Here is a 26,989-nt window from a genome sequence, read left to right on the forward strand (position 1 = left end):
CTGAACTAATGTAAGGGGGTATTCTACTATTGTGTATAGGCGTGTGAATGGTGACCGTCTAGCGCTTCCCGGAATCGAATGGTTCCCCTACGGCCTTCGGCGCATTAGAGGATTTCGAGAAGATGACCAGAGCGATCAATGTTACTACATAAGGGAAAATCTTCAGAATCACCGGCGGGAATACGGCCAGGGACGGAATGACCTGCGATACGTTAGCTATCGTACTGGCAAAGCCGAAGAAGAACGTGGCCAGCAGGATACCAAGCGGCTTCCATTGACCGAAGATCAGCGAAGCCAGAGCCAGGAAGCCGAGTCCCGCCACATTCCCCGTAAATTCACCGGAGTAGGTCAGCAGAATCGTTGCTCCCCCCAGTCCGGAGAATGCCCCGGAGGTGATGACACCGAAATAACGCATGGATCTTACATGGACACCCGCCGCTTCAGCGGCATGCGGATGCTCACCGCAGGAGCGCAGGCGCAAGCCAAATGGTGTCTTATACAGCAGCCATGCACTGAATAGAAGAATGGCTAAGACCAGCAAGGTCGATGCATAGACTTTCGTAAAGAATAGATCTCCAATGATTGGAATCTTGGATAAGATCGGGAAATCAAAGGGGGCAAAGCCCTGCTTCACCCGAATGTTACCGCTGCCGGTCATATTCCGCGCCAGGAAGATCGTCAGTGCACCAGCAATCATATTGATCGCCGTACCACTAATAATCTGGTTGGCACTCAGGTTGATGCTTGCAAATGCATGCAGCAAGGAGAACAGCGCACCCGCTACCGCAGCCGCCAGCAGCCCTACCCATAGAACCCACCAGGAGCCGGCATAGTGTTCCTGTAGCTTGGATACCACAAAGGCACCGATAAAAGAACCGACAATCATCAATCCATCGAGACCGATATTCGTGACCCCGCTCCGTTCACTGAATAGCGCGCCCAAGGCGGTTATCAAAAGCGGGATAGTGAACACGATAGCATACGGAAAAATCTGTTCAAGCGTTGTCCACATGGTCTTGTTCCCCCTGCTTTTTATTTGCGATACGACGCACCTTCAGCTTATGAATGAGACGTTCGATCAGAATGCTAGTCGCTGCAAAGTAGATAATGATAGCGATAATAGAATCGGCGATTTCCGGCGGAATCTCGGTCATCGCATTCATGAAGCCCCTACCGGAATATAACAAGCCGAAGAAAAGAGCGGATGCGAATACACCGAGCGGCGTATTGGCTCCCAATAGAGAAACAGCAATACCGTCAAAGCCTTGTGTCGGCAAAATACCGATCTGAATGCTGGAAGCATTCCCCGTATATTGAGCAACGCCAGCTAAACCAGCGATACCGCCGGAAATGAACATCGACAGGACGATGCTGCGCTGCACGGCAATACCTGCGTATTCTGCTGCGTGACGGTTGAAGCCAACCGCCTTTAGCTCGTAGCCGAGCGTCGTCTTATTAATTATGAAAGCGACAATTAATACCGCGATAATCGCGATAAAGAACCCTAGATTGACGTACGATCCCTGGAACAGGTCGCTCAGCCATTGCTGATGCAGCATAGCATCCGGCGGAAGCTGACGTGATTCCGTCTCCAGGCTCGCCCCTTTGAAATAGGCCGGGACTACGTAGTATACGGTCCAATAAGCGACCCAGTTCATCATGATCGTGGAGACAACCTCGTGCACATTATATTTCGCCTTCAAAAAGCCCGGGATCACCGCCCACAGAGCTCCGCCGACGAATCCGATGAGTATCATCAAAGGCAGGAGAATCCCGCGTGGCAGATCCAGCGAGAGACCTATAGCTGTCGCACAAAAGCCGCCAAAGAGCATCTGACCCGCTGCACCGATATTAAACAGCCCTGTGCGGAAGGCAAATGCCACCGACAGCCCTGTCAATACAAGTGGAGTTGCTGTCGCCAGAGTGTTGCCGATTCTCTCCGGGTTCTTGAGTCCGCCCTGGATCAGATACATATATCCTTCAATCGGATTATGGCCGGTCACCAGCATAAGAATGGCCCCTGCGATCAGTCCGAACAGAACGGCAAGCAACGATTTGATGCTGTTATTCATGCGCTGCCTCCTCCTTCCGGTAACCGGCCATCATCAGGCCAAGCTCTCTTTCGTTCGTCTCAGAGGATTTGACGATGCCTACCAATTCGCCGTTATTGATGACCGCGATGCGGTCCGACAGATTCAGCACTTCATCCAGTTCCAGCGATATGAGCAGAACGGCCTTGCCCTTATCCCGCTGCTCCACCAGACGTTTATGGATGTACTCGATCGAACCCACATCCAGTCCACGAGTTGGCTGAACCGCAATCAGGAGATCGGGATCTCGCTCCACTTCACGACCGATGATCGCCTTCTGCTGATTACCTCCGGACATCGAGCGAACGATTGAGCTACCTCCGGTGCCTGAACGCACATCGAAGCTCTGAATAATATGATCCGCATGCTGGCTGATCGCTTCCGATCTAAGCAGCCCCCGCTTGGAATAAGGCGGCTGATTGTAGACCTCGAGAATAAGATTCTCTTCAAGTGTATAATCAAGCACGAGTCCCCGCTTCTGCCGGTCCTCGGGAATATGAGCGATCCCACTGTTATTACGCTGACGAATGGACAAGCCATTCAGTTTTTTTCCTTTCAAGACGACTGTCCCGCTCTCAATAGGGCGAAGACCTGTGATGGCTTCCACCAGCTCGGTCTGCCCATTGCCGTCTACTCCGGCTATACCCAAGATCTCTCCCGCATTGACATTCAGGCTAAAGGACTTGAGCGCGTTAACCTTCTTGCTGTTCTTCACGTTAAGCGACTCAATCTCCAGCACGACATCGCCCGGATGTCCCTCAGTCTTGTCCACTGTAAAGGAAACGCTGCGGCCCACCATCATCTCAGCCATCTCTTCACGGCTCGTCTCGGCTACATCCACTGTCCCGATCGTCTTACCGCGCCGGATAACCGTACAGCGATCCGCTACCGCTTTAATCTCCTTCAGCTTATGGGTGATAAGAATAATGGATTTGCCTTCGCTTACCAGCTTCCTCATAATCTCCTGCAGGTCATTGATCTCCTGTGGAGTTAATACCGCGGTCGGCTCGTCGAAGATTAATACTTCTGCATCACGATACAGCATCTTGAGAATCTCGACTCTCTGCTGCATGCCTACTGAAATATTTTCTATTTTGGCATAAGGATCTACATTAAGACCGTATCTCTGTGATAATTGCTCTACCCGTTTGGCAGCGGTTCTAATATCCAGTCCAAAGAAATATTTGCGCGTCTCACTGCCCAGAATAATGTTCTCGGTCACGGTAAATGGCTCAACCAGCTTAAAGTGCTGATGCACCATCCCGATGCCGAGCCTGTTCGCTACGTTCGGATTCGAAATCCGCACTTCTCGGCCGTTCACTTTAATCATTCCGCGGTCAGGTTGATACATACCGAACAGGATGCTCATCAATGTCGATTTGCCCGCCCCGTTCTCGCCTAGCAGGGCATGGATCTCTCCCTTTTTAAGCCTGATCGTAATGTCATCGTTGGCCACGATGCCCGGAAATTCCTTACGGATGCCCACCATCTCGACAACATAGTCCATGGTTTTGGGATCTCTCCTTCTTAACATAGTAAGTAATCTGTGTGTTTCGGAAGTTCACCGGAAAAAATGCCCTGACTTATCCTTCAAAAGCAAGTCTGCGGCAAATCATTGGTTACATTCGCCCGCGATATCGAAAAAGCAAGACTTGTGTCGCCTTCTTCCACTTGTGATCTTAAAAAAAGACGGAGGCAACTCCGTCTTTTTTTTAAAATGCGATACCGCCACTCACATCAATCTGTGGATTCATAGGACCGTGATTCGAACTAGTCGATCAAATCTCCTTTTTCTCCAGCAACCTTAATATCACCGGACTTGATCTTGTCGAATACTTCATTCACTTGCTTAATGATGTCTTCGCTCAGGTTCGGATTTTTCTCAGGCAGGCCAACGCCATCGTTCTTAGCATCAATGGTGATGCTCTGTCCGCCTGGGAACTTGCCTTCGATTTCCGCTTTGATCATATCGTAAGCTGCTTGATCCACTTTCTTGACAGCGGAAGTCAGGATAACCGATTTATCTCCTTCATACACGCCATCCTCGTATTGGTCTACGTCAACTCCGACAACCCATACTTCAGAACCGTTCTGTGCACGAGTCTTAGCTTCGTTGATCGCGCCAACGCCAACGCCACCTGCCGCTGCGAAGATCACATTTACACCGCGGTCATACATCTGTGCAGCCAGCTGGCTACCTGCCGCTACGTCATCAAAGGAACCTTGGTATACTACGTTTTCTTTGTTGATGACAAGCTTCGTTCCCAAATTCTCATTGGCATAATTCACGCCCTGCTGGAAGCCCCAGTTGAACTTTTCTACTGGCGGGATCTTCATACCACCGATAAAACCAGCCTGGCCGTCCTTCACATGGAGAGCCGCTGCAATACCAGCCAGGAATCCAGCTTCATGCTCTGCGAAGTAGATGGAGACGGTGTTCTCTTTGACAACCGGCTCTGCGTTCTCTTCTCCGGAATGAGGGATTCCGTCGATCAGAACGAACTTCGCATCGGTAAATTTATCTTGCGCTCTGAAGATAGCGGTTTCAAACTTAAAGCCAGGTGTGACGATAAATTTAAAGCCTGCATCATACAGGTTACCGATTTCCTTCGAATAGTCTGCTTCGGTTGTTCCGGCCGGTTTCAAGTATTTATACTCCATCTTGAAGTCCGCATTGGCCTTCACAATCCCCTCATAAGTACCTTGGTTGAACGACTTGTCATCGATCGTACCAGCGTCCGTAACCATACCTACCTTAAAGTTCGCTTTCGGCGCATCTCCGCCGTTGCTGCCACCAGACTCTGCTGCCGGTTTTGCTCCGCATCCCGCCAGCAAGACGACAGACATCATCATACTGATTAAAGCTATGACCCCTTTTTTCATTAAGGACAACCCTCCTATAAATGTATGCCCGAACCATAACTCAAGATGCTCGAATCATAGATCGTGCTACCTCCAATATATTAATAAAATTTACACTTTTCAACATAAATTCGCGTTATTATAGCAAATTGCATCTGTGCCGCGGTAATTCATTAAGCTGTTAACCTACCTGAAGCTTTCATGAACAGGCTTGGGATTAACGCCTTCTTAAGGTAGAATAAACATAAATAGCTTCGAATTCAAATAATCCGATTTTGAACTACCTCTGAGAGGAGATGTATGACGAATCATGAAAATTGTATTTATCGAACCGACCCCCAGCCCTAACTCGATGAAGCTCCATCTGGACGAGAGTCTGGAGCCGGGAATTCGTAGAACATACACGCTGGATAACGAACGCTCTGCTCCGCGCTGGATCAGGCAGATGCTGCACATTCCTGGCGTGAAGAGTGTGTTCCACACCGCCGACTTCGTAGCATTGGATCGCAAGGGCGGCGCGGATTGGGCCGCGATTCTGGCCGCTGTCCAAGAGCAATTCGGACAGGATCATGTCGAATCCGCCTGGAATCCGGAAGATGGCGAGCCCCATGGGTTCGGTGAAGCGCAGGTATTCGTGCAGTTCTTCCGCGGCATACCGATGCAGATCCGCGTTAAATCCGGCATCGCGGAGGAGCGGATCGGGCTGGCCGAGCGCTTCGTTGCGGCCGTAACTGAGGTGGCCAGCGCCACGCTGATCAAGGAGCGCAAGCTGGTTGACTATGGCGTGCGCTACGGAGAGCTCGCCGAGATCGCCCGCGAGGTAGAGCAAGAGCTCGAGGCCGCCTTTCCAGCGGAGCGGCTGCGCGAAATTGTCAGCCAGGCGATTGCGCATGGGCGCAGCGAGGCGGAATTCGTCGAGCATCGCCGCGTGCTCAGCCTGGCCGAGGTCACAGAGCAGATGCAGGATAGCGACTGGCATGTGCGTTACGCCGGGCTGGAAGCCCTGCAGCAGCCCGGCCCGGAGGCCTTGCCGCTCATGGCGGAGGCGCTGCGCGATAAGCAGATGCAGATTCGCCGCCTGGCGGTCGTCTACCTCGGCGATATCCGCACGCCAGAAGCGATGGAGCTGCTCTATGAGGCGCTGCGCGATAACTCTGCAGCTGTGCGCCGTACCGCAGGCGATACGCTCTCCGACATCGGCGATCCTGCGGCGACAGGGCCGATGATCGCAGCGCTGCGGGATAAGAGCAAGCTGGTGCGCTGGCGGGCCGCCCGCTTCTTGTACGAAGCGGGCACAGACGATGCCCTCACGGCACTGCGGGAGGCCGCCGATGATCCCGAATTCGAGGTCAGCCTGCAGGCCAGAATGGCCGTGGAGCGGATCGAATCCGGGGAGCAGGCCGCCGGAACCGTCTGGCAGCAGATGGCGAAGCGCGAGCGTTGAGAGATCGGCTGCAGTGCAGCCCTAACGGAAATGAGCGCCTTTATTTCTGTTAGCAGCCAAGTTCATTTTAGCCGGTTGCGTAATTGGGAACTCCGCTATAGTTAATTTTTAGTGGTTGCCCTGGGGGATGGCATACTATATACTTAGCTAATATCATAAGAATCATTACAATCAAATAATTTAACCTCATCATTTCAGGTGAGGTAGAGGTCGCAACTGTGAAGAGTATACCGGAGGAGGCGTATGAAGCCGCCTGTGAATCCGGAAGAAAGGCACCGTTGCCGAAGCGTTCAATCAGCTTCTATCCGATTGAGTCGCTGGGGCTGTCATCGAAAGGGACAGAACTGTCACAATGACCAGACCATGTGGGAATTGTGTTGAGCTATCTTCATGAAGGAATGGTGCGGAGATTATATGTATAACATGACTATAACAGGACCGCGGATATTCTTCCGTGGTCTTTTTCTATTTTCAACAGCTGCGACCTCTGAGATCGGGTAATTGAAGAAGTGTTCATCCCTGAACCTTCCACAGAATTTTCTCAAAAACCCGAATGTAAATCACGACATTATGGAACATTCATCTTAAGGAGTGCTGTTCAAATGAGTAATCAACATCGTAAGACACAAGATTCATCGTCTCTAAAACCGGGACTGAAGGCTAGACATATGACGATGATCGCCCTCGGTGGCTCCATCGGAACAGGTTTGTTCCTGGCCAGCGGCGGTGCGATTGCATCCGCAGGCCCTGGAGGGGCCCTGCTCGCTTATGCGGCAGTCGGCATTATGGTTTATTTTCTGATGACCAGCTTGGGCGAGCTCGCCACTTATATACCGGACTCCGGGTCCTTTGAAACCTATGCTTCCCGCTTCGTCGATCCGTCCCTGGGCTTCGCCTTGGGTTGGAATTTCTGGTACAATTGGGCGATTACGATCGCTGCCGAGCTCTCAGCTGCTACACTAATCATGAAATACTGGTTCCCGGATAGCTCCTCCTTCCTCTGGAGCGTGCTATTCCTCGCCCTGATTTTCGGACTGAACGTCTTGTCTGTCAAAGGTTATGGGGAATCGGAATACTGGTTCGCAATTATTAAAATCGCGGTCGTAATCGTTTTCCTGATTGTCGGAGTTATGATGATCTTCGGTATTCTGGGAGGTGAAGCGGTCGGCTTCAAGAACTTCACGGTCGGGGACGCACCGTTCCATGGCGGATTCTTCACCTTCCTTGGCGTATTTATGGCGGCGGGGTTCTCCTTCCAGGGCACCGAGATGGTCGGGGTCGCTGCCGGAGAGAGCCATAACCCGCGGGAGCATGTGCCCCGGGCGATTCGCCAGGTGTTCTGGCGTATTCTGATCTTCTATGTGCTGGCCATTCTTGTAATCGGGCTCTTGATCCCGTACACCAATCCGAGCCTTCTCAAGAGCGGCATCGACAATATTGGAGTCAGTCCATTCACGCTCGTATTTGAACGGGCTGGTCTGGCCTTCGCCGCCTCGGTTATGAATGCGGTCATCCTGACCTCGGTGCTATCCGCCGGCAACTCGGGAATGTATGCCTCCTCGCGAGTCCTGTACTCCCTGGCCAAACGCGGGAAGGCTCCCTTGTTCCTGGCCCGGCTGAATCGCCATGGCATTCCGATGAATGCTCTGCTGCTGACTACGGCGGTAGGCATGATCGCCTTCCTGGCATCGCTGTTCGGAGATGGTGTCGTCTATACTTGGCTGCTTAATGCCTCCGGGATGTGCGGCTTCATCACCTGGCTTGGCATCGCAATCAGCCATTACCGGTTCCGCCGCGCCTTTATCGCTCAAGGCCATGACTTGAACGAGCTGCCTTATCGAGCAAGATGGTTCCCCTTCGGCCCTATCTTCGCGCTCATTCTCTGTATCATCGTCATACTCGGACAGAGCATGTCTCTCGTATCAGACAGCGGCGTTGACTGGCATGGCATGATCGCTGCTTATTTTACAATACCGTTATTTTTAGTTGTCTGGCTTGGTTATAAATGGACTCACCACATCAAGGTGATCCCGCTCAAGGAATGCGACCTGTCCTCTCCAACCCATGGCAAAAAACAAAAATAAAAGAGCAGCCTATGCCTGAGCTCCAAACCAAACTCAGCAAGCTGCCCAACTATTAAGCTACTCCCAGTGAATTTCGACTTGAAGATCATCGGTCCCCTCTAACGGGGAAGAGAGATAACTAATATTATTTAATTGCAACTCATATAAACTGACAAGATCCTGAAGCAATTGCCTCTCCGAGCCGTCATAGCGCACCGTTACGGTGCTCTCCCCGGCTTGAAGGCTTTGCTTCACTTTTTTTTGCATGGCCGCCGAATCGGTGATCACAGCATCAGGATAATACAGGTCATAGCCAAGCTGTTCCTCCAGCGCCTGATAGCTCTTACCCTCGACTCCCTTCTGCACAGCCATAGCCCGCAAGCTGTCTCTATACAATGTAGAAGCCTCAGGATACTGCTTCAGCCATTGATGATCCTGTCTCATCTGCTCATCGGTGAGCAGGTAATAGTTATACCTGACTCGTCCCGGATTATCCGGAGAGGGGTCGTCCCAGGTCGTATCGAGGTGATACCACTTACTATCTATATTTACGAGATTCCACGCATGGAGCTGATCTCCGGCGGTGCCTTCCACGATCATATTATTGAACCCGGCTGTCTTTAACAGCTGATAGGTCAGCAAGGAATAACCTTGGCAGACCGCTTTACCGGTTCGCAGTCCCTCGTAAGCTGTATATTTCTGCAGATCGCGATCATATTTAAGATTCAATACGACATAGTCGTGGATCGCCTTGACCTTCTGATGAACGTTCATTCCAGGTTGAATGATCTCCCGCAGTATCTCCCGTACCCGTCGTTTCACGTAGGCAGATTGCCCCGCTGTTTCCCGATAACTGACCTGCAGAGTAATTTTGGCATAGCCTGAGGTTCCCTTCCAGGAATAGGTGTAACGATCCACAATATATTTAGTGTATGGATCACTGTCCAGGGCACCGTTCACGGCCTGCTTGAGCAATTGCTCCAGCTCTTTGGTCGGTCCTTTATATTTTAAGGTGATAGAGGCTTCTCTTGCTCCCAATCCTTCGGCAAGCTTCAACTGTAGATCCTCTGACGATGTAATATAGACCGTATCTGTGGCAGCATGCACATGCAGCACTCCCCAATACGGCGGAATCACGCCGAGAAGTGCGGCACCCAATAGCCCTGTTGCTATCCAGCGTCTAACATTGCTTCGTCTCATGCCTCCTATGCCCCCTTTTGCCAAAAAAATAAATGACTCAAGTGTTGGCCAACCCTTATATAAGCACATTGTAACATAGCCTGTACTGCAAAGGTTTTCTAGTTTTGTCGAGCATTAACGAATGGCCCTCGCCGTGATCATGGCAATAATTTCAATAATATGACATGAAATTTGCGGAATTTTCTACCTAATATTGCTGAAGTTTTGATATAATAAAAAAGTTATTAAATGTGATATATGTCACTGCAAACCATAAGCGCAGTAGATTGGGGAGACATTCTAATTATGACTATTGTGGACCTTTCGGATATATCGGTCGAAATGTTCGTTACCGTCATGCTCTTTCTGCTCCTAATTGCTCCACTTGTCAGTCTGGGAATTTTACGTCTATTTCAGGGCAAGAAGAAGATCGGCTTCGGCTTGATCGGCGGCGGAGTTTTGGTATATCTCGTGTTTCAGACCGTTATGTTGCTGATTAACTAATTGGTGATTGAATCTCGTTGGTGAGGGGGATTAAGGAGATCTCACTCAAAAAATAGCAAAATTTGCGTAAAATAACTTCGAGAACGCGAAACCGAGGTTGGTTGCCCTTCTAACGAAACCAGATATCGCTATTTGCATCAAAAGACGCGATTTCAAAGTCTAATGAAACAGGGTATCGCTATTAGGGCAGATATGGGGCTATATGATGGATTTTTAGCGAAATAGCGATATGGTGTTTCGTTAAGATAGAGTGGACGCTGATTTCACTGAAATAACGATATGGTGTTTCGTTAGAGCTCGGGAAGCTCCCTGTGGTTTTTAAACAGCCTGTGATTATGCTCGAGTATGCAGGCTGTTCGCGTAGATTTCCTCCATAGAGGCACAAGCGTCTGCTTCAACCAGGTAGGAGGAAACTCTTAATCTATCAGGATTCACTCCTAGCTAGTAAGGCCGCCTTACATATAGCAATTTCAGCTGTAACATCTACAACGCTGATATTATTCTTTTCGTCCACATGAAACGTTGCCTTCCACTGTTCCCCTGTATTGGTTAAAGCGAAACCCCAACCCTTTTTTCTCATTTCCTTTACAACGTCAAATGCCGCATGTACATCTCTACTGTAATCTCTCGGGCAGAACGATGTATCGCCTCGCAGGAAGCTCCCAGGTCTATGCGTATCAGGTTGATACTCGAACACCTCTAATGCAACAGTGTAATTTAAATCTTCCAGTCTTAAGTCTAATATCTCATTACTTGTCATGCTTTTTCCTCCTTTTTCGGTATCAGATCAGCTTCAGATTCAGCCACGCATACACTGCATGGGATGAATTTAAGCTGTCCAAAGATGTACTTCGCAATCGCCGTGATACCTGGGTCACATTTCACCCTCCTCAAATAGTATCCAACTTCTCGATGGCACGATCATTTTCCGGGAATAAGTGTATTTCTGCAACTAAAAGTAAAAGAAGGACGGATCACCCGATCCGTCCTCCTGTGTCTGCTCATAGCGATCCGCCCAGTCCAATGCTGAACTTGGTGGATGTTACTTCGCGGTAAGCTCCTTCTGTTCATGCTCAAGAGCTTCGATATATTTCTCACAATCGATAGCTGCCATACAGCCGCTGCCAGCAGCAGTAATCGCTTGGCGATAACGTGAATCCTGAACGTCGCCACAAGCGAACACGCCGGGGATGTTGGTCTCCGAGGTACCTGGCTTAACGAGAATATATCCATTCTCATCCGTATCGATCTGACCCGCAAGGAAGCCGGTATTCGGCGTATGCCCAATCGCTACGAACACACCAGTGGCCGGGATAATCTCGTCTTCTCCAGTTGCGTTGTTGCGAACCTTCAGACCGGTTACCCCCATCTCATTCGTTATGACCTCGAGCGGTGTACGGTTCAGCGCCCACTCTACCTTCTCATTGGAACGAACGCGATCCTGCATAATCTTCGAAGCGCGAAGTTCATCGCGACGGTGAACGACGGTAACCTTGGACGCAAAACGAGTCAGGAAGCCCGCTTCTTCAAGCGCGGAATCTCCGCCGCCGATCACGATGATTTCTCTGTTGCGGAAGAAGAAGCCGTCACAGGTTGCGCAGGTACTTACCCCGCGCCCCACATTGTCCTGCTCGCCTGGAATGCCCAGATATTTGGCCGAAGCGCCTGTCGATAGTACCAATGACTCGGCCTCCAGTTCACCCAGTCCATCGACCTGGAGCTTGAATGGACGCTTGCTCATATCCACGCTGTTCACCCAGCCCGTGCGGAATTCTGCACCGAAGCGCTCCGCTTGCTTGCGCATATTTTCCATTAATACCGGACCCATAATCCCTTCCGGAAATCCCGGGAAGTTCTCTACATCCGTCGTAGTTGTCAATTGGCCACCAGGTTGTGGACCTTCAATGACCAATGGCTTCATATTGGCTCTGGCCAGATAGATCGCCGCCGTCAGCCCCGCAGGACCGGTACCTATAATAATAGTCTTATACATCAATAATTCCTCCTTCATCAGGATACACACGACACAGTTCAATCTAATTCTGTTATTATCCCTAATTATCTTATTAAAGGTGAGGGAAAGTCAATGTTCCTGACAGATAGGTTCAGTGAAGGTTACATGAAGGAATGATGAATTATTATCACTTAGCGCAGCAAGCGCAGACCATTAAGAATGACCAGGATCGTGCTGCCTTCATGACCGATAACCCCCAGCGGCAGAGCGATGCCCTGAACAAAGTTACTAACTACAAGCGTTAAAATCACACATCCAGCAAAGATAAGATTCTGTCTGACGATCCGTTTGGTCCGGCGAGCCAGTGAGAACGTATCGGCAACCCGTTCCAGATTGTCATTCATCAGCACGATATCAGCGATTTCCAGCGCCGCACCGCTACCTCCTCCCCCCATCGCGATCCCGACGGTAGCCGCCGCCAGTGCTGGAGCATCATTCACTCCGTCTCCGACCATAACAACATGACCATATTTATTTCTAAGCTCGGAGACATGAGAGACTTTATCCTGGGGCAGCAAATCCCCAAATACATAATCAACTCCTGCCTCGCTGGCGATCGCCTGCGCCGTAGCATTCCTATCCCCGGTCAACATCGCTGTAGCAATCCCCAGCTCACGCAGTCGGCGGATCGTCTCCCTGGCTTGCGGACGGATATTATCACGTAGCGCAATCAGTCCTACGTATTCTCCATCACATTGAATCAAGGAGACTGTATTGCCCGCCCCTGTCAATGCCCGCAGATGGCTAAGCAGCTCCGATGGCAGACCTGGATCATCCTCCTCCGCCTTGCCGATCCGCCATTTGCGACCCTCGACCAGCGCCTCGATTCCCCAACCTGGCAGATCCTGAAGCTCATCCGCCGCTCGCAGCACGATTCCTTCATCCATCGCTTTGCGAACGATCGCCCGGGCTAGCGGATGCTCTGACAGGCTCTCTGCCGCCGCACAGGCCGCCAGGACGCTCAGACGGTCATAGCCATCGAGCACGACCAGATCGGTAACTACCGGTGATCCAGAGGTCAATGTTCCCGTTTTGTCAAAGGCGACGACCTTCGCTTCGCTCAGTAAATCCATATGCGCGGCCCCCTTGAACAGAACGCCCTTTCTTGCACTTTTGGACATGGCTGATAATGTGGCCGGCATAACCGAAGCAACCACCGCGCAAGGAGAAGCGACGACGAGAAATACCATCGCTTTGTAGAAAGCATGGGACCAGGACCAGCCCAGCACTAAAGGCGTAAATACGATCAGCAGCACCGTAATCGCAACAACCGATTTGGCATAGACACCTTCAAGCTTTTTGATAAAACGCTGGGAAGCCGGAGTTTCATTCTGCGCTTGCTCTACCATCGTAATAATTTTCGAGAACAGGGTCCCTTCCGCTGGGCTGGTCACTTCTACATATAACGCGCCCTGACCATTTAAAGTACCTGCATATACTTCATCACCCATCGCCTTATCCACCGGTATCGACTCGCCTGTAATCGTCGCCTGATTAACGGCCGAGCCTCCGCTCTGCACTACACCGTCAGCCGGGATGACCTCACCTGGCTTGACGAGCAGCAAATCCCCAACGACCAGTTCCTCCACCGTGACCTTAGTGATCCCATTCCCATCCACCTTGAGCGCCGTTTCCGGTCTTAATGCGATCAAGGCCGAAATATCCTTCATACTGCGCTCACTTGCGAATGACTCCAAAGCTCCGCTAAGAGCAAATATGAAGATCAGCATCGCGCCCTCATTCCAGTAACCGATGGATGCCGCTCCGAGCGCAGCAGCGATCATCAGCAAATTCACATCCAGATCACGTTCTTTAATCAGCGTCTCTATCCCTTCACGAGCTTTAATGAAGCCTCCAACAGCATAGGCAGCGATATATACGATGATGGATAAAGCTTGCGACCAGGTGCCGATCCCCCAGGCTGCTAACATAAGCACCCCGCTGCTAAGAGCAAAGACCATCTCCCGGTGCTTGAGCAACCGCATGAAGTTCATACGCGGCTTCTGATGCGGAGCTGGCTGATTCACCGAACTGACAGCAGACTTTGATTTTTGGATAGCTTGCATCTCAAATCCTCCTTTTTATCGTTCTAAATGAGAATGAATACTATTGTTAATACCCTAAAAATGGCACATGCTGCCCCGGGATAATCCCGGAGCAGCATGCAATTGAGAACGATAATCATTTTTGTAGTTATACAATTCTTTTTCCTTGACGAAACTTTAATTTAATTTTAAATCATTCACAAATATTTGTAAATACATTCTTGCATTATTGGACAGAGAAATTTATACTGTAATCAACTACTAGATAATATACACTACTGGATAAAAAACATTAGCCGACCTCTTTAGTCCCCCACAAAACATCAAACGCAGCGAGGTAAAAAGAAATGAATATTCAATTCAAAAAAGGAGCGCTGGAACTCTGTGTGCTAGTCCTGATCGCCAATAAAGATCAATACGGCTATGAGCTGGCTCAGAAAATCTCTGAGAAAATTGAGTTGGCCGAAGGAACGCTCTACCCCATCTTAAGAAGATTGACCAAAGAGAAGCACCTAACCTGCTATCTCTCCGATTCATCGGAAGGACCGCCCCGCAAATATTATTCCATCACCGACTCCGGCCGACTCCAGCTCAAGGAGCTGATCGAGCAGTGGGTGCCTTTTGCGAATGCGGTTAATGAATTCATTGCAGAAGGGACGGAAGGACATGCAACAAGCCGAGTTTATAGAGCAGATGGAGAAACTGCTGCAGAGCATCCCCCAAGCGGAGAGGAATGACATTCTGTACGATTATCGGGAGCATTTCGAGGCCGGCAAGCTAGCCGGAAAGAGCGAAGCGGAAATTATCGACAAGCTCGGCTCCCCTGCCTTGATCGCCCGCGAATTGCTGCTGGATTACAGCATCACTGCAGCCGAGAATGAGAAGAATCTACCCAATATTGTTCGGGCCGTGGGACAAATGGCCGGGCTGAATCTCATTAATGCCATATTCATCGCCCTCCCTGCATTGGTCCTGCTCATTCTTCTGGCTTCGCTCATCATTGTCACTGCCGCTTTAATATTAAGCCCGCTGCTGATCATCGTTAATATCCTCCAGCAAGGTTTCAATCTGTTCTTCTTCTACTTATTCGCCACCATGACACTCTGCAGCCTAGGCATATTACTCGGAGTAGGAGTCAAATCGCTGTCTAATCGCTTCTATAACGTGACGCTCAGGTTGCTAAGGTCGAAATTAGGGATGCAAAGGAGTGCTGTAATATGAGAAAAATAGTGATTTTCGCGCTGGCACTGCTAACGATCGGCCTGATCGGTACCATGATTACCATGCCTAAATCGAACACGCTTGCGGCAATCGGGCTTTTTCAGGAGAATAAGCAGACCCCTGCGCCCAAGCCGGAGCAAGATAGACCGCTCGATCCAGAGGAAAGGCTTGATCAAGCGTTGCAGGGTCTGGAAAACAGCATCCTCGACAGCACCACAGGAATGGTGAGCGGGATTCTGGACAGTACCTCAGATATCGTGTCCGATACCATGTCAGACATATCCGGTTACTTGTCTAACGAGGATTTTGGCAACTTTAGCGTCAAAAAGGGAAATGCCGAGACTAAAGAGATCGATCAAATCAGCCAACTGGATGCCAAAGGGATCAGCAATTTGAATATCTCGGCCGCGATCGCCAAAGTGGAGATCAAAGTAACCGATTCGAACCAGATTACAGCTCATCTGAAGGGCGAAGTAAGCAGTCATCTGGCCGACCGATTTACATTGAAAGCAGATCCCCAGGGCGATACTCTGAATATCAAGGCAGACATGAAGAAAAAATCCCTGACGACAGCTCACAACTACATCAATCTGACTCTCACCGTGCAAATTCCAGACCAATCCTGGAGTCTAGTATCCGCTGACGTCATCAACGGGAGCATCCACGCTGAGCAGATAGCCGCAAAAACAATCGATATCCAGGCGACGACCGGAAAAATCAAGCTCGAACAGGCCCAAGCAGATAAAATCAAGCTCAGTACAATGGTTGGAGAGATCCAAGGCCGCTCCTTATCGGGCGAGCTCCAAATTGAAGCTACCACAGGAATTATCAAAATTGACCAGCAAGATATTGACCTAGCTGGATCGATTCAAGCTACTTCCACGACTGGCTCAATCGATATAGCCCTTCGTCCCGGACAATCGGTATCGCTTCTGTACACATCGAATCTCGGCAACGGAACGGTTAATCTCGAAGGAATGACCTTGAGCGAGTCTTCCAAGCACAAGCTCGTCGGTACAAGCGGCGTTGGCAAATATTCGATCAAAGCTCATACGACGACCGGAAGCTTCAAGCTTCACGAATGAATAGATAGATAAACAAAGCCGCTACCCGGTTCCCCCGAATAGCGGCTTTGCTATTTACTATTATAATTTAAGACTAGTTCTGGCTAGCAGCGATCGCCTGCTCTAGATCGTAAATAATGTCATCAATAGACTCGGTGCCAACGGAGAGACGAATCAGTCCAGCGGTAACTCCTGCCGCTGCCTGCTCTTCGGCAGACAGCTGCTGATGCGTGGTGCTGGCCGGGTGAATAATCAAGGACTTGGAGTCGCCGACATTCGCCAAGTGAGAGAACAGCTTCACGCTGTCGATCAGCTTCTTGCCTGCTTCCACGCCGCCCTTGATGCCGAAGGTCATAATAGCGCCTTGCCCCTTAGGCAAGTATTTCTGCGCCAGCTCATAGGATTCATGGCTAGGCAGTCCAGGATAGCTGACCCATTCCACTTGCTCATGAGCTTCCAGGAATTTAGCTACTTGTAATGCATTCTGACTGTGGCGCTCTACGCGCAGATGCAATGTCTCCAGCCCCTGCAGCAACAGCCAGGCGTTGAACGGAGACAAGGAAGCACCGAGGTCGCGCAGCAATTGTACACGAGCCTTGGTAATATAAGCAGCGGGACCCAGTGCATCAGCATAGACAATGCCATGATAGCTCGGGTCTGGCTCGGTCAATCCCGGGAACTTGCCGCTCGCCTTCCAATCGAATTTACCGCCATCGACGATAATTCCTCCGATAGAAGTACCGTGCCCGCCGATGAATTTCGTCGCCGAATGAACGACGATGTCCGCCCCGAATTCGATCGGCCGCAGCAAATATGGGCTAGGGAATGTATTGTCAACGATCAGCGGAATTCCATGCTCATGAGCGATCGCAGCGACGGCTTCGATATCCAGCAAGTCGCATTTCGGATTGCCCAGCGTCTCAGCGTATAACGCCTTGGTCTTATCCGTAATCGCAGCGCGGAAGCTCTCCGGATTGGAAGCATCGACGAACCTGACCTTGATGCCCAGCTTAGCCAGGGTCGTTGAGAACAGATTGTAGGTCCCGCCATATAACGTCGAAGACGATACGATCTCATCTCCAGCACCGGCGATATTCAGAATGGAGAAGGTGATCGCGGCCTGGCCGGATGCAGTGGACAATGCCCCTACCCCGCCTTCAAGCTCGGCGACACGCTTCTCGAATACATCATTGGTCGGGTTCATAATACGGGTATAAATATTACCGAATTCCTTCAGGCCGAACAGATTGGCGGCATGCTCCGTATCACGAAAACCGTAGGAAGTCGTCTGGTACAACGGTACTGCTCGGGAATAAGTGGTTGGATCAAGTTCTTGCCCGGCATGAATCGCCAAGGTTTCTGGTGCAAATTTACGCTCATCAGACATGGTAACTCCTCCTTTATAACTGAGTAAATTTAAAAACAATCACATGAAATGTTTTTCATATTCTCTCATATAAAGTTCCATTTGAAAACCATAAATCCGATAATTTTTATGCGAATTATAAAAAAAGGGGCTTTCGCCCCGAAAAATCACTTGCTTCGCGTAAATTTACGAATGAAATAAGCGTCCTCCATCGTGGGCGGAACCGCCTTCCAGCCATGGAAAGGGGGCTCCTTGGAAACGATCCGCAAATCCATCTTCCCGCCTTCCGCTTCGCGGAACTCTATCATGTTGCGATCTGTATCGAAGTATAACTGAAACTGCTCGCGTGTAATCTGACCGACCCACACTTTATATGGGAGATCCGCCTTCCATTGATGCATATTGCCATAGAATCCAGCTTGACCCTGATCCATCCAGAGCACCCGGTCACCGGCCGCCTCCCACTCGTCAAGCTCGTGAATCGCGGTCACAATCGTCCGCCCCTCCGCGTATTTATTCAAATAGGCGATGATCAGCTTGCGCTCGGCCGAGTCCATTCCATTCAACGGCTCATCCAGGAATAGAAATTGCGGGGATGCCAGCAAAGACTGGGCGATGGCGACCCGCCGTTGTTCTCCCCCGGACAGACGCTTAATGCGGACATCCCGGTAAGGTGTTAAGCGAAAATCCGTCAGCAGAGACTCAATCCGTTCAAAATGGTACATTCCTTTGAGCTCGCCTAAATATTTTAGCAGCTTATACACCGTCATATCCTCATAGAGCTCGATATCGGAAGGAACATAACCGATCTGGCTGCGCAGAAGAGGCAGATCATTCTGAACGGAACGCCCGTCATATTGAATGCTCCCCCTGCGCGGAAGCCGTACCGTAGCCAATAATTCCAGCAACGTCGATTTACCCGCTCCGTTCGCTCCTACGAGCAAGGTAATTCCCCGCGAGATCCGCAGTTCATGAATCCGCAGCGAGAATTCTCCGACCTGCTGCTCTAAATTGTCAATCGCAATCATAGCTGCCCTCGGCTCCCCCTGCTCCCGAACGGATAATTTTGCTGCGATAATAAGAACGAACCAACAGGACCAGGCCGATCAACAGCATAATTCCGTCTAGCGCGGATCTGTAACTCACGGGGTAGATGGTTGCATGCATATACTCGCTCACTATGAACCAGCATACGTACACTGTGCTGGAACATAAGATAGCCAGCTTCATGCCTTTGCGAAACAACACATACATGGCAATTCCGCCGATCAGCAGCGAGATCCCGAGCCATTGCAGCAAAAAGGGGATGAACGGCAATTGATATTCCCCCGCCACGGCGATCCGAATGCCTACGATCGTCGAGCTGACCAAAGCCCAGCTCAATATAAAGCCCATTACCATTAACATCCTGCTATACAGCACTAATGCGGGCGGATAAGGGGTTATGCTCTCCACCGCCCTCATCCCCGGATTCCACGAACGGTAGCTGGACAGCATGCAGGCGATGAGCAGGAGCGGTGTAATAACGGGAAATAAGCTGTTCGCCGAAAGAGATGGTATTAAGAAATTGTTGAACGGCCGCTCCGGGTCCACCAGCAGAATCAACATCAGGAACACCGCAGATCCCGTCAAGACAATCGTCTTCCAGTTCATCAGGAACTGGCTGCGCAGAAGTCTCCACAAGGAGGGCTCTTCCACCTGTGTATTGAATTCCAGGGAAGACATATGACTGGCCCGCATCGCATCAAATTCAGGTTGCAGAGCAGCGATCAAGGATGCTGTTTCCGCTGGGGAAGGAGGCGGTAGTACCGCCTGGCGAAGCGGCTCGGACAGTTCTTGCTCCAATTGCTCTATTTCCTGATCAATGGAGGGTCTCATGCTGAAGCACCTCTCTTTCTTGTTTTTTCATAGGTTCTCTGTATTCCGATAAAATAATCTCCTCGCGCTTGGCCAGCACACGCTTCAATTTGCGCAGCGCGCCATATAAATGCGATTTGACAATACTGAGCGGTATATCCATTAACTCGGCGATTTCCTGTAATTTGAGATCGTGAAAGAAACGCATGCGAACAACCTCTTGCTGGATCTCAGGTAGCCGCTCCAGCGACTCCGCTACCAGTTGTGCCTGCTCCTGCTTCTCAAGCAACTCATCGGCGCTAGGAGCCGGATCCGCCTCCTCCGGCATTTCTAAGGCGGCTGTCTGCTCGGAACGGTAGGATGCCGTACGCCAATAATCCCGGCATAAATTCAGCGCTACCTTATATAGCCAGGGCCGAAGCTGCTCCAGCTCGCCATACCTCTGCAAATGCCGGATCAGGCGGATAAATGTCTCTTGCACAATATCCTCCGCCTTGGCCCGATCCCTAAGCTGCTGGGTCACATAGCTGAGTAGCGGCCCGTGATAGCGCGTCACCAGTAGCTCGAATGCCCCCTGATCTCCCTCAGCCATTTGCTGAGCCAATTGTTGATCGGATATCATTTCTTTCCCCCTCTTCTCCTTACTCTTCTTCCCTCCCGATCCATCGTTCCCTATAGCCGATCAGCCATAGAGCCAGACCTAGCAAGAGCACTGAAACGAGCAGCATCGTTACCCGATTCAGCGGGAAGGAAGCCTCTCTGGGCAGATAGGCCGTATACAGCGTGAACGATGCCAACAGCCTCCCCCCACTAATCGTATCTAAAATCCATATCGAAAAACCTGACAATAACCCTCCGTAGATGCTGCGAAACACGATGATCCCCACCAGCGTTAATGAGGCCAGTAACAGATAAGCCGGTAGAGCTTGCAATAGCAGCTCCAGTATGCCCCCTGAACGAAATACCGCCTCGCCGCCATTCCACGGATAGAATTTGGTTCGTATCATCCCATATTTATAAAGATAAACCGACATCCAAATTAGACTAGCCAGCAGCGACAATAGTACAGCGCTCAACCATTTGCGCCAAGCAATAAGCCGCAAGGATACCGGGTAGGTCGCGATGATCTCCATCCCTCCCCCGCCGATCTCATGCTGGAACATCATGGTGGTGAACATTATAACGAGCGGGAACATGCCCATTTCCGCATAATAACTTACGACTCGTGGTTTATCCGCTTGACCCGTAACGATGCTGATCAGGTAAAGCAGCAAAAGAAGGATGGCCAATATCGCTACTGGCTGCTTATGGAGCCTCCAGTCAAATTGAAAGCCGCGGCAGAGACGCTCGAGCTCCGTTCTCATTCACCCATCACCTTCTCCCATTGCTCTTCCCAAGCCGCATAAGGGATCGGACGATTCTGTTCCGTTGCAAGAGCTTCCTGCTCGCCTACCCACGGAATCTCTAACCCCTGGACATAGAAGTGTTTTAGCAATATTTTGACCTGATCAATCTTACCTGCCTCCAAGGCTTGATCCACCTGGCTACGTATATACTCCCCTACTCGATTATTGTCTGGGGACCAATTATTCCTATATAACTCGGATAGCATGTATCCATAAGTGCCATCTTTGAGCAAGCCTTTCTCGTAGTAATAAACATACCATATGAGTGCTCTAAGCTGCAGACGTATGTCATCCTGGGCAGTCTCTATCAGATAATCGCCGCTCCTTGTTCCAAGCAGCATCTTATTCACTAAGATCCCGGCCATATAGTCCTGATCGATACTAATATAGTTCAGCATATATGCATGGTTCTCAACATCATGATTGACATAGCTCTGATTCGGGATATAGAGCAGTTGCTCGACTCTCCGTGAGTCGATAGGCAACCAAGCGCCGAAATAGCTCTCCAGGTCATAGATTTTCTGAACGACCTGTTCCGTCCATAGCTTGTTGTACGGAGTATACACTACACGAAGCGATGTTAAGGGTGCATTGTTACTAGCTTCTTGCTCCTCTAATCCCCCACCGAACAAGGAAACGCCGTCCTGAACTTCTCCGGAATAAATCTGCTGATCGTCTTCACGGGATACTTCCTTCAAGCTCGTGTAGATCGTTTCCTCGAATCCACGGACGGTCAGCGTGAAATTTGATCTTGGGAAGCCTAAATATACAAATGTCGCTCCCAGCTCGATATTCTGACTATCCTTCAAGTAAATAGGCTGATCCCCCGGTAAAGGATACCAGGCGAGATAACCGGGCAGGAACACATTCTCATCCGTGACAAAAGCATAATATCTCCCCGTGCCGTGAAGGGACCGCGAATAATCCATCACCTTCCCTGAATAGCTCATCTCAACCGTGAGAGGTCCATTCACCACCTGAGGCAATTCAAGGTTCAGCTTCTCCCCTCGCCGATCCCATGTCACTTCCTGCCCATTCACCTTGACCTGGCCGATCTGGAACATACGGTTCAGGGTAAAAGGCAGCTCTCCCTTGCCGCTTAAATCATCCGCTGGAATTTCCATCGTCACTTTAGCTTGTAGGGTACCATCCTTAAGCTTCTGCAGATGAACATCATAACTCTTAATTTTGTATATTTCCTGCCTTCGAGGGTAGGTAATATCTTCTAACTTATAGATTGAGGGGTCGGCCAATCTTTCATTATCCGCCGCATAGCGTTCTTGCCAGATCATCACATAGGGGATGAATGTCGCGACCGCCAACAGCACCGAGCCAATGGCCAGCGTCCATGTACGCCGATGGTGCTTGCTTGGACGTGATTGCTGCAGGATCATCACTCCGATCACGAGCAGCATAAGTGCAAAGGCCAGGACGAATCGCTGTGAAACTTGCAGTTCATTCTCGATCAGAGAAAGGCCCCATGTATCTGTATAATAACCACTGCTCACGAACAGTTGGCTCAGATGGAAAGTGCGCAGCATATCCAGGCGGTACCGATCCAGAATGAAGATTTCCATGAAAAAGGTCCCGAACATCCAGGCACAGAAGCCGATTAAATAGACGATCCGGTTCGGAATACAAATTGCCAGCAGCATGGCCAGCGCTAAGGTTACCGCATAAGACACCTCAAACGCGGTCGTAAAGAACAGCATATATTTGATACTAATGCCTACCGTGACATACTGGATGGAGAACCAGAAATAGATACCGCTGGCCAGAGCCGTAAAGCTCGTGAAGTAGAGCAGTCCAGCTGCATATTTCGCTGAGATGATCATCCCGTAGGAGACCGGCAGCCCCGCGCTCCACTCATAGGAAGGACGCCTGATATCCCTGCGGATCGTCAGAATGCCCAGCAGCATCACAATACCCAGGCTCATCGTATGAAGCAGTGAATAGAAACTGTAGGAATCAGCGAATATATTCCCCTCCGGCTTGATGCTGCTGATACTCCACAATAGCAGGGCACCGAACACAAAAGGCAGGGCAAGCATAGAGAGCCGGTGCACAATCATCCCGAGTTCAAAACGGAATTGGCGAAGCCATTTATACATGAATCGCTGCCCCTTTCCGCTCCGACATACCGTCGCCAAGCAAAGCTAAATAGCCATCCTCCAACGTCGGGTTAACCCGCCTCATCCTTGAATTCACCGGGGCCTCAGCAATGATCTTGCACAGCATCCCTTCCTCTGTACGACGAGTTGAGACGATGGACAGCGGGTCTAGCTGACCATACTCCTGCTCGGTTAAGATGCCTTCCCACACTCTTCCTTGTCCCCAGGCCTGCAATTCAGCGAGTTCCCCCGACATGCGCACTCTGCCCTGGTCGAGCACGGCGATCTGGCGGCAATTGCTCTCAATATCGGCTACGATATGTGTCGATAGCAGGACAACTCGCCCCAGGCTGAAGCGGGTAAGCAGATTACGAAAGCGTACCCGCTCCTCTGGATCAAGCCCTGCCGTCGGCTCATCAACAATAAGCACCTGCGGTGAACCGAGCAACGCTTGGGCGATGCCGAGCCGACGCTTCATTCCGCCAGAATAAGTGCGGATCTTCTTTGTCGCTTTATCCTGCAGATTCACTTGCTCAAGCAGTTTGGCAACTTCCTGAGTTCGCTGCCTTTTGCTGCTGATCCCCTTCATCACCCCAACATAGTCCAGAAATTCCGCTCCGGTAAGCTGAGGATAAACCTGAAACTGCTGGGGTAAATAACCGATGATCTTGCGCACATCCTCCGCTTTATGCAGCGGAATCCCGTTAATATACGCTTCACCAGAGGTAGGCTTGGCCAAGGTAGCCAAAATCCGCATCAGGGTTGATTTTCCGGCACCATTGGGGCCCAGCAGACCAACCATCCCTTCTGAAAGGGTCAAGTTCACATCATGCAGCGCCCAATTACCACGGTGATCCGCTTCTGTAAGTCGATCTCTTTTATTCTGATCGCGCGATGCCTTCCAGCTTCCGCCATATTTTTTGGATAATTGGTTGATTTCTATCATCGATTCATCCTCATTTCTTACGTTTTTGGACAGACCCGCGCGGTGTATCCATCGTATCTGTACCTGTAACGTAAATATGCTCCAAAAGGTTGGAGTCTGAGTCTCCCAATATTGCTCTATTGTTGCCGACAGACGATGCTCGATGGGGTTGGTGGGCTGATTTAAGCCCCGGAGATTAAAAAGCCCGCAGATTTCGCGGAAATAACGATATGGAGTTTCGTTAGAGCTCGATATCTACGAAAAAAACCTGCAAGAGCTGCAGGCTTTAAGGGTTGTATCTATTTTGTACTTTGATCAAACGGTTCGGGGCAAGACGGTTCCCTTAAGCTTCAGTAGCTTCCTTCACTGCGCTCCCCTTGCGCGATCAAGACGCCAGCGCTCGTCCCGAGACGGGTAGCACCAGCTGCGATCATAGCTTCAGCATCAGCCAGCGATCTTACGCCGCCGGAGGCCTTGACGCCGATTCCCGGACCGACGGTCCGCGCCATAAGCGCCACGTCCTCTACAGTAGCCCCTCCCGTGGAGAAGCCGGTCGAGGTCTTCACGAAATCAACCCCAGCCGATAGCGCCAATCGGCAGGCCTGAACAATTTCCTCCGGGGTCAGCAGGCAGGTCTCGAGAATCGCCTTCACGAGCGCTTTGCCTTCAGCTGCCTCAACCACGCCGATCATATCACGGACTACCAAATCATGATCTCCACCTTTAAGCGCGCCGATATTTATAACCATATCGACCTCATTCGCGCCTTCAAGAATCGCATGGGACGCTTCGAAGGCTTTAACTTCCGGCTCGGACGCTCCCAGCGGAAAACCGATTACCGTACAGACCTTGATCTGTGGCGAATCCTTAAGCCGCTCGGCAGCCGTCCTCACCCATACCGGGTTCACGCATACCGAAGCGAAGCCGTATTGTCTGGCCTCATCCGACAGCTTGAGGATATCCTCCTGACGCGCATCCGGCTTGAGTAAAGTATGATCGATTCTGGAGATAATGGACTTCATTCCCGACATTCCCCCGTTTTTTCGCGAAGCATCCTTCCCTTTTCCCCCGAATCTGTCGGGTCAGGAAGGACACTCTCATGCAATAATTGTTCCTGTTATCATACCAAGACCGCCAATCTGTTGCATAGTATATTCTTCATCTAGCGACCAGGAAAATGATTCCATGAGATCCGTGGCCGTTCTTAGTACAAACTCTCGATCGGTACGCCTTCCGGCAGCTTGAACGGATTCTCACTATTAATATGATCGTAAAACATAATTCCGTTCAGATGATCCATTTCATGCTGAATCACGATCGCGTCGAAGCCTTTGAAGCGCAGCTTAAGCTCCTTGCCCTCGCTGTTATAGGCTTTGACGGTTACTTTCTCATATCTCGGTACAAAGCCTTGGATCGCCCGGTCCACCGACAGGCAACCTTCGCTCTCCGGCAGATAGGTCATCGATACGGAAGTGCTCACAATCTTAGGATTGAAGAGCGCGATCTCCCGGTCATTGCCGTCATTATCGGTAAGCAGCGCCGCAAACATCCGTTTGTTCAGACCGATCTGATTCGCCGATAATCCAACCCCCGCCCGCAGCTTATATTTCTTCGATAGCTCCGGGTCCTGGCTGTTCTTCAGGAACAGCATCATGGAAGCCATCTCTTCACGATCCTCCTCCGTCGGCGGAATGCTGACTGGCTCGGTTACCGTCCGAAGGATTGGCGCTCCCTCACGCACGATGTCATCCATCATAATAATGTAGTCGCTTGTAAATTTACTCATAGTCTATCTTTGTCCTCCCTGCTTCTTGTAACAGAACTGAAAAGGCACCCTGAAGGTGCCTTTCATAATGAAAGACCATTTCGCAACAGTTGCTCTAATTGTCACTACTTCATAAGTATGGTCCATGTTTATTTTTTATTTATGCAAGTTCAAAAAGTTTGGTACCTCTATTTTATTTGTATTTCTGCCAATCCATGTTGCTCTTATTAAGTAGATATTCAAAATCATTCTCCAATTTCTTACGTTCAGCCCGCTTCGTTTCCTCGGCCTGAATCCGCTCCTCTTCCTTGCGCTGCTCCTCTACACGCTTCAGCTCGGTGGCTTGTGCCTTCAATTTGGAGAGCGTCTCCTCATTCAGGAGATCCTTCAGCGTAGCCGGTTTATCCTGTGCACTGGCGGCTGGACGCGGCTGTGCCTTTCTCTTCGCCATCATTGATCACCTCTGTTTCAAGCCTACGGTAGCATATAGTCAAAAACAAAGTCAACTTCGATTTGCCTCTAGCCCGGCAAATAATAAATCAAGATTGTATTCGAAGCTGTCCCTGACCTCCAAGGGAATGCCAAACCCCGACATCCGCTCCAGAGATATGAAGCCATGAATTAGGCTTCTAAGTCCCCTCACGGCATGAATCCCCTGGGGCTCCGGCAGCTGAAAAGGCTCTAGCATATCGAGACATAGCTGAACGAGCTGCTCGCTGGGCTGCTTAATCTCCTCCTCCTGCAGCGCGGTCAGGCTCTGGACCGTCTCGTATAAGCCCGGGTGTTCTCTGGCAAAGCTCATGTATCGGTGCGAAAAAGCCCGCACGGCCTCCTTACCGCATAAGCCTTGCACCGCCTCACCGAGCTGCTCATTCAGATTGCGCAGGGTGTAGGCAGCTACCATCGCCCGTAATTCCTCCAGGCTGCCAATATGATTGTATAGCGATGGCGGCTTAATTCCTAACGCCTTGGATACGGCGGCGATGGTTACCGCTTCCCCGCCTTCGGTGTCGGCGACCTGCACCGCCGCCATAAGCACTGCTTCCCGGGTGATTCTAGCTCTGCGCGCCATG

At 50.5% G+C, this 26,989-nt stretch carries 24 protein-coding genes, 1 pseudogene and 1 riboswitch; of the genes and pseudogenes, 6 read left to right on the top strand and 19 right to left on the bottom strand.

Annotation, left to right across the window (positions count from 1 at the left end; all coding sequences use genetic code 11):
• Window positions 1–58: 58 nt before the first annotated feature.
• The 4 genes from BFJ94_RS15485 to BFJ94_RS15500 form a co-directional block, all read right to left on the bottom strand.
• Window positions 59–1,012 (bottom strand): ABC transporter permease, encoded by a 954-nt coding sequence (locus BFJ94_RS15485; RefSeq protein WP_120463467.1) that lies wholly within the window; start codon window positions 1,010–1,012, stop codon window positions 59–61.
• Complete coding sequence (locus BFJ94_RS15490) at window positions 996–2,072, bottom strand: ABC transporter permease (protein WP_120463468.1); 1,077 nt, start codon at window positions 2,070–2,072, stop codon at window positions 996–998. Before BFJ94_RS15490 ends, BFJ94_RS15485 begins: the two co-directional genes overlap by 17 nt.
• Window positions 2,065–3,597: an ABC transporter ATP-binding protein gene (locus BFJ94_RS15495; RefSeq protein WP_120463469.1), complete on the bottom strand. Its 1,533-nt coding sequence runs from the start codon at window positions 3,595–3,597 to the stop codon at window positions 2,065–2,067. Before BFJ94_RS15495 ends, BFJ94_RS15490 begins: the two co-directional genes overlap by 8 nt.
• Window positions 3,598–3,860: 263 nt before the next feature.
• Window positions 3,861–4,973 (bottom strand): BMP family lipoprotein, encoded by a 1,113-nt coding sequence (locus BFJ94_RS15500; protein WP_120463470.1) that lies wholly within the window; start codon window positions 4,971–4,973, stop codon window positions 3,861–3,863.
• Window positions 4,974–5,262: 289 nt separating this feature from the next.
• On the opposite strand from BFJ94_RS15500, the gene BFJ94_RS15505 reads away from it, so the two are divergent.
• Together BFJ94_RS15505 and BFJ94_RS15510 are read left to right on the top strand one after the other, a co-directional pair.
• Entirely contained in the window at window positions 5,263–6,396 is a 1,134-nt protein-coding gene (locus BFJ94_RS15505; RefSeq protein WP_120463471.1) for a conserved virulence factor C family protein, read from the top strand.
• Window positions 6,397–6,592: 196 nt separating this feature from the next.
• Window positions 6,593–6,789: riboswitch (Lysine riboswitch) on the top strand.
• Between the two features lie 209 nt (window positions 6,790–6,998).
• The gene (locus BFJ94_RS15510; RefSeq protein ID WP_120463472.1) at window positions 6,999–8,480 is read left to right on the top strand and encodes an amino acid permease; all 1,482 of its coding nucleotides are present in this window, start codon (window positions 6,999–7,001) and stop codon (window positions 8,478–8,480) included.
• Window positions 8,481–8,537: 57 nt separating this feature from the next.
• Here the strand turns inward: BFJ94_RS15510 and BFJ94_RS15515 are convergent, their stop codons facing one another.
• A complete protein-coding gene (locus tag BFJ94_RS15515; protein WP_120463473.1) occupies window positions 8,538–9,659 on the bottom strand; it encodes a transglutaminase domain-containing protein in 1,122 nt (373 codons plus the stop codon).
• 285 nt (window positions 9,660–9,944) lie between these two features.
• Between BFJ94_RS15515 and BFJ94_RS15520 the strand changes: the two genes are divergently transcribed.
• A complete protein-coding gene (locus BFJ94_RS15520) occupies window positions 9,945–10,142 on the top strand; it encodes a hypothetical protein (RefSeq protein ID WP_120463474.1) in 198 nt (65 codons plus the stop codon).
• A 424-nt stretch (window positions 10,143–10,566) separates the two neighbouring features.
• Here BFJ94_RS15520 and BFJ94_RS15525 read toward each other — a convergent pair whose 3' ends face one another.
• The 3 genes from BFJ94_RS15525 to BFJ94_RS15535 all read right to left on the bottom strand — a co-directional run bounded on the left by BFJ94_RS15525 (window position 10,567) and on the right by BFJ94_RS15535 (window position 14,222).
• Window positions 10,567–10,902 carry a BC1872 family protein gene (locus BFJ94_RS15525; protein ID WP_120463475.1) on the bottom strand — a complete coding sequence of 112 codons (336 nt, stop codon included), beginning with the start codon at window positions 10,900–10,902 and terminating at the stop codon, window positions 10,567–10,569.
• 282 nt (window positions 10,903–11,184) lie between these two features.
• On the bottom strand, window positions 11,185–12,135 hold the full coding sequence (trxB, locus tag BFJ94_RS15530) for a thioredoxin-disulfide reductase (protein ID WP_120463476.1): 951 nt from the start codon (window positions 12,133–12,135) through the stop codon (window positions 11,185–11,187).
• Between the two features lie 152 nt (window positions 12,136–12,287).
• Window positions 12,288–14,222 carry a heavy metal translocating P-type ATPase gene (locus tag BFJ94_RS15535; protein ID WP_120463477.1) on the bottom strand — a complete coding sequence of 645 codons (1,935 nt, stop codon included), beginning with the start codon at window positions 14,220–14,222 and terminating at the stop codon, window positions 12,288–12,290.
• Window positions 14,223–14,548: 326 nt separating this feature from the next.
• Here BFJ94_RS15535 and BFJ94_RS15540 point away from each other — a divergent pair.
• From BFJ94_RS15540 to BFJ94_RS15550, 3 genes and pseudogenes are all read left to right on the top strand, one after another.
• Window positions 14,549–14,857: pseudogene (locus BFJ94_RS15540) on the top strand (PadR family transcriptional regulator); the annotation flags it as partial.
• A gap of 10 nt (window positions 14,858–14,867) precedes the next feature.
• Entirely contained in the window at window positions 14,868–15,422 is a 555-nt protein-coding gene (locus BFJ94_RS15545) for an HAAS signaling domain-containing protein (protein ID WP_162944298.1), read from the top strand.
• The gene (locus BFJ94_RS15550) at window positions 15,419–16,507 is read left to right on the top strand and encodes a DUF4097 family beta strand repeat-containing protein (protein ID WP_120463480.1); all 1,089 of its coding nucleotides are present in this window, start codon (window positions 15,419–15,421) and stop codon (window positions 16,505–16,507) included. The genes BFJ94_RS15545 and BFJ94_RS15550 overlap by 4 nt, the downstream gene beginning before the upstream one ends.
• Before the next feature lie 73 nt (window positions 16,508–16,580).
• Here the strand turns inward: BFJ94_RS15550 and BFJ94_RS15555 are convergent, their stop codons facing one another.
• The 11 genes from BFJ94_RS15555 to BFJ94_RS15605 form a co-directional block, all read right to left on the bottom strand.
• Window positions 16,581–17,873 carry a homocysteine synthase gene (locus tag BFJ94_RS15555; protein WP_120463481.1) on the bottom strand — a complete coding sequence of 431 codons (1,293 nt, stop codon included), beginning with the start codon at window positions 17,871–17,873 and terminating at the stop codon, window positions 16,581–16,583.
• A gap of 146 nt (window positions 17,874–18,019) precedes the next feature.
• Window positions 18,020–18,880, bottom strand: coding sequence for an ABC transporter ATP-binding protein (locus BFJ94_RS15560; protein WP_120463482.1), 861 nt, complete (start codon window positions 18,878–18,880; stop codon window positions 18,020–18,022).
• Window positions 18,867–19,730, bottom strand: coding sequence for a hypothetical protein (locus tag BFJ94_RS15565; protein ID WP_120463483.1), 864 nt, complete (start codon window positions 19,728–19,730; stop codon window positions 18,867–18,869). The genes BFJ94_RS15560 and BFJ94_RS15565 overlap by 14 nt, the downstream gene beginning before the upstream one ends.
• Window positions 19,714–20,331 (bottom strand): RNA polymerase sigma factor, encoded by a 618-nt coding sequence (locus BFJ94_RS15570; protein ID WP_120463484.1) that lies wholly within the window; start codon window positions 20,329–20,331, stop codon window positions 19,714–19,716. Before BFJ94_RS15570 ends, BFJ94_RS15565 begins: the two co-directional genes overlap by 17 nt.
• 19 nt (window positions 20,332–20,350) lie before the next feature.
• Window positions 20,351–21,073 carry a hypothetical protein gene (locus tag BFJ94_RS15575; protein ID WP_120463485.1) on the bottom strand — a complete coding sequence of 241 codons (723 nt, stop codon included), beginning with the start codon at window positions 21,071–21,073 and terminating at the stop codon, window positions 20,351–20,353.
• Window positions 21,070–23,226 (bottom strand): ABC transporter permease/M1 family aminopeptidase, encoded by a 2,157-nt coding sequence (locus BFJ94_RS15580; protein WP_120463486.1) that lies wholly within the window; start codon window positions 23,224–23,226, stop codon window positions 21,070–21,072. The genes BFJ94_RS15575 and BFJ94_RS15580 overlap by 4 nt, the downstream gene beginning before the upstream one ends.
• Complete coding sequence (locus BFJ94_RS15585) at window positions 23,219–24,172, bottom strand: ABC transporter ATP-binding protein (RefSeq protein WP_120463487.1); 954 nt, start codon at window positions 24,170–24,172, stop codon at window positions 23,219–23,221. The genes BFJ94_RS15580 and BFJ94_RS15585 overlap by 8 nt, the downstream gene beginning before the upstream one ends.
• 329 nt (window positions 24,173–24,501) lie before the next feature.
• Entirely contained in the window at window positions 24,502–25,173 is a 672-nt protein-coding gene (deoC, locus tag BFJ94_RS15590; protein WP_438803711.1) for a deoxyribose-phosphate aldolase, read from the bottom strand.
• A 182-nt stretch (window positions 25,174–25,355) separates the two neighbouring features.
• Window positions 25,356–25,937: a peptide deformylase gene (def, locus tag BFJ94_RS15595; RefSeq protein ID WP_120463489.1), complete on the bottom strand. Its 582-nt coding sequence runs from the start codon at window positions 25,935–25,937 to the stop codon at window positions 25,356–25,358.
• 172 nt (window positions 25,938–26,109) lie between these two features.
• Window positions 26,110–26,367, bottom strand: coding sequence for a YqkE family protein (locus BFJ94_RS15600; RefSeq protein ID WP_120463490.1), 258 nt, complete (start codon window positions 26,365–26,367; stop codon window positions 26,110–26,112).
• Window positions 26,368–26,418: 51 nt separating this feature from the next.
• Entirely contained in the window at window positions 26,419–26,988 is a 570-nt protein-coding gene (locus tag BFJ94_RS15605; RefSeq protein ID WP_120463491.1) for a TetR/AcrR family transcriptional regulator, read from the bottom strand.
• Window position 26,989: the final 1 nt, after the last annotated feature.

Origin of the sequence: Paenibacillus aceti, assembly GCF_003614185.1 — a bacterium.
Lineage (GTDB): Bacteria > Bacillota > Bacilli > Paenibacillales > Paenibacillaceae > Fontibacillus > Fontibacillus aceti.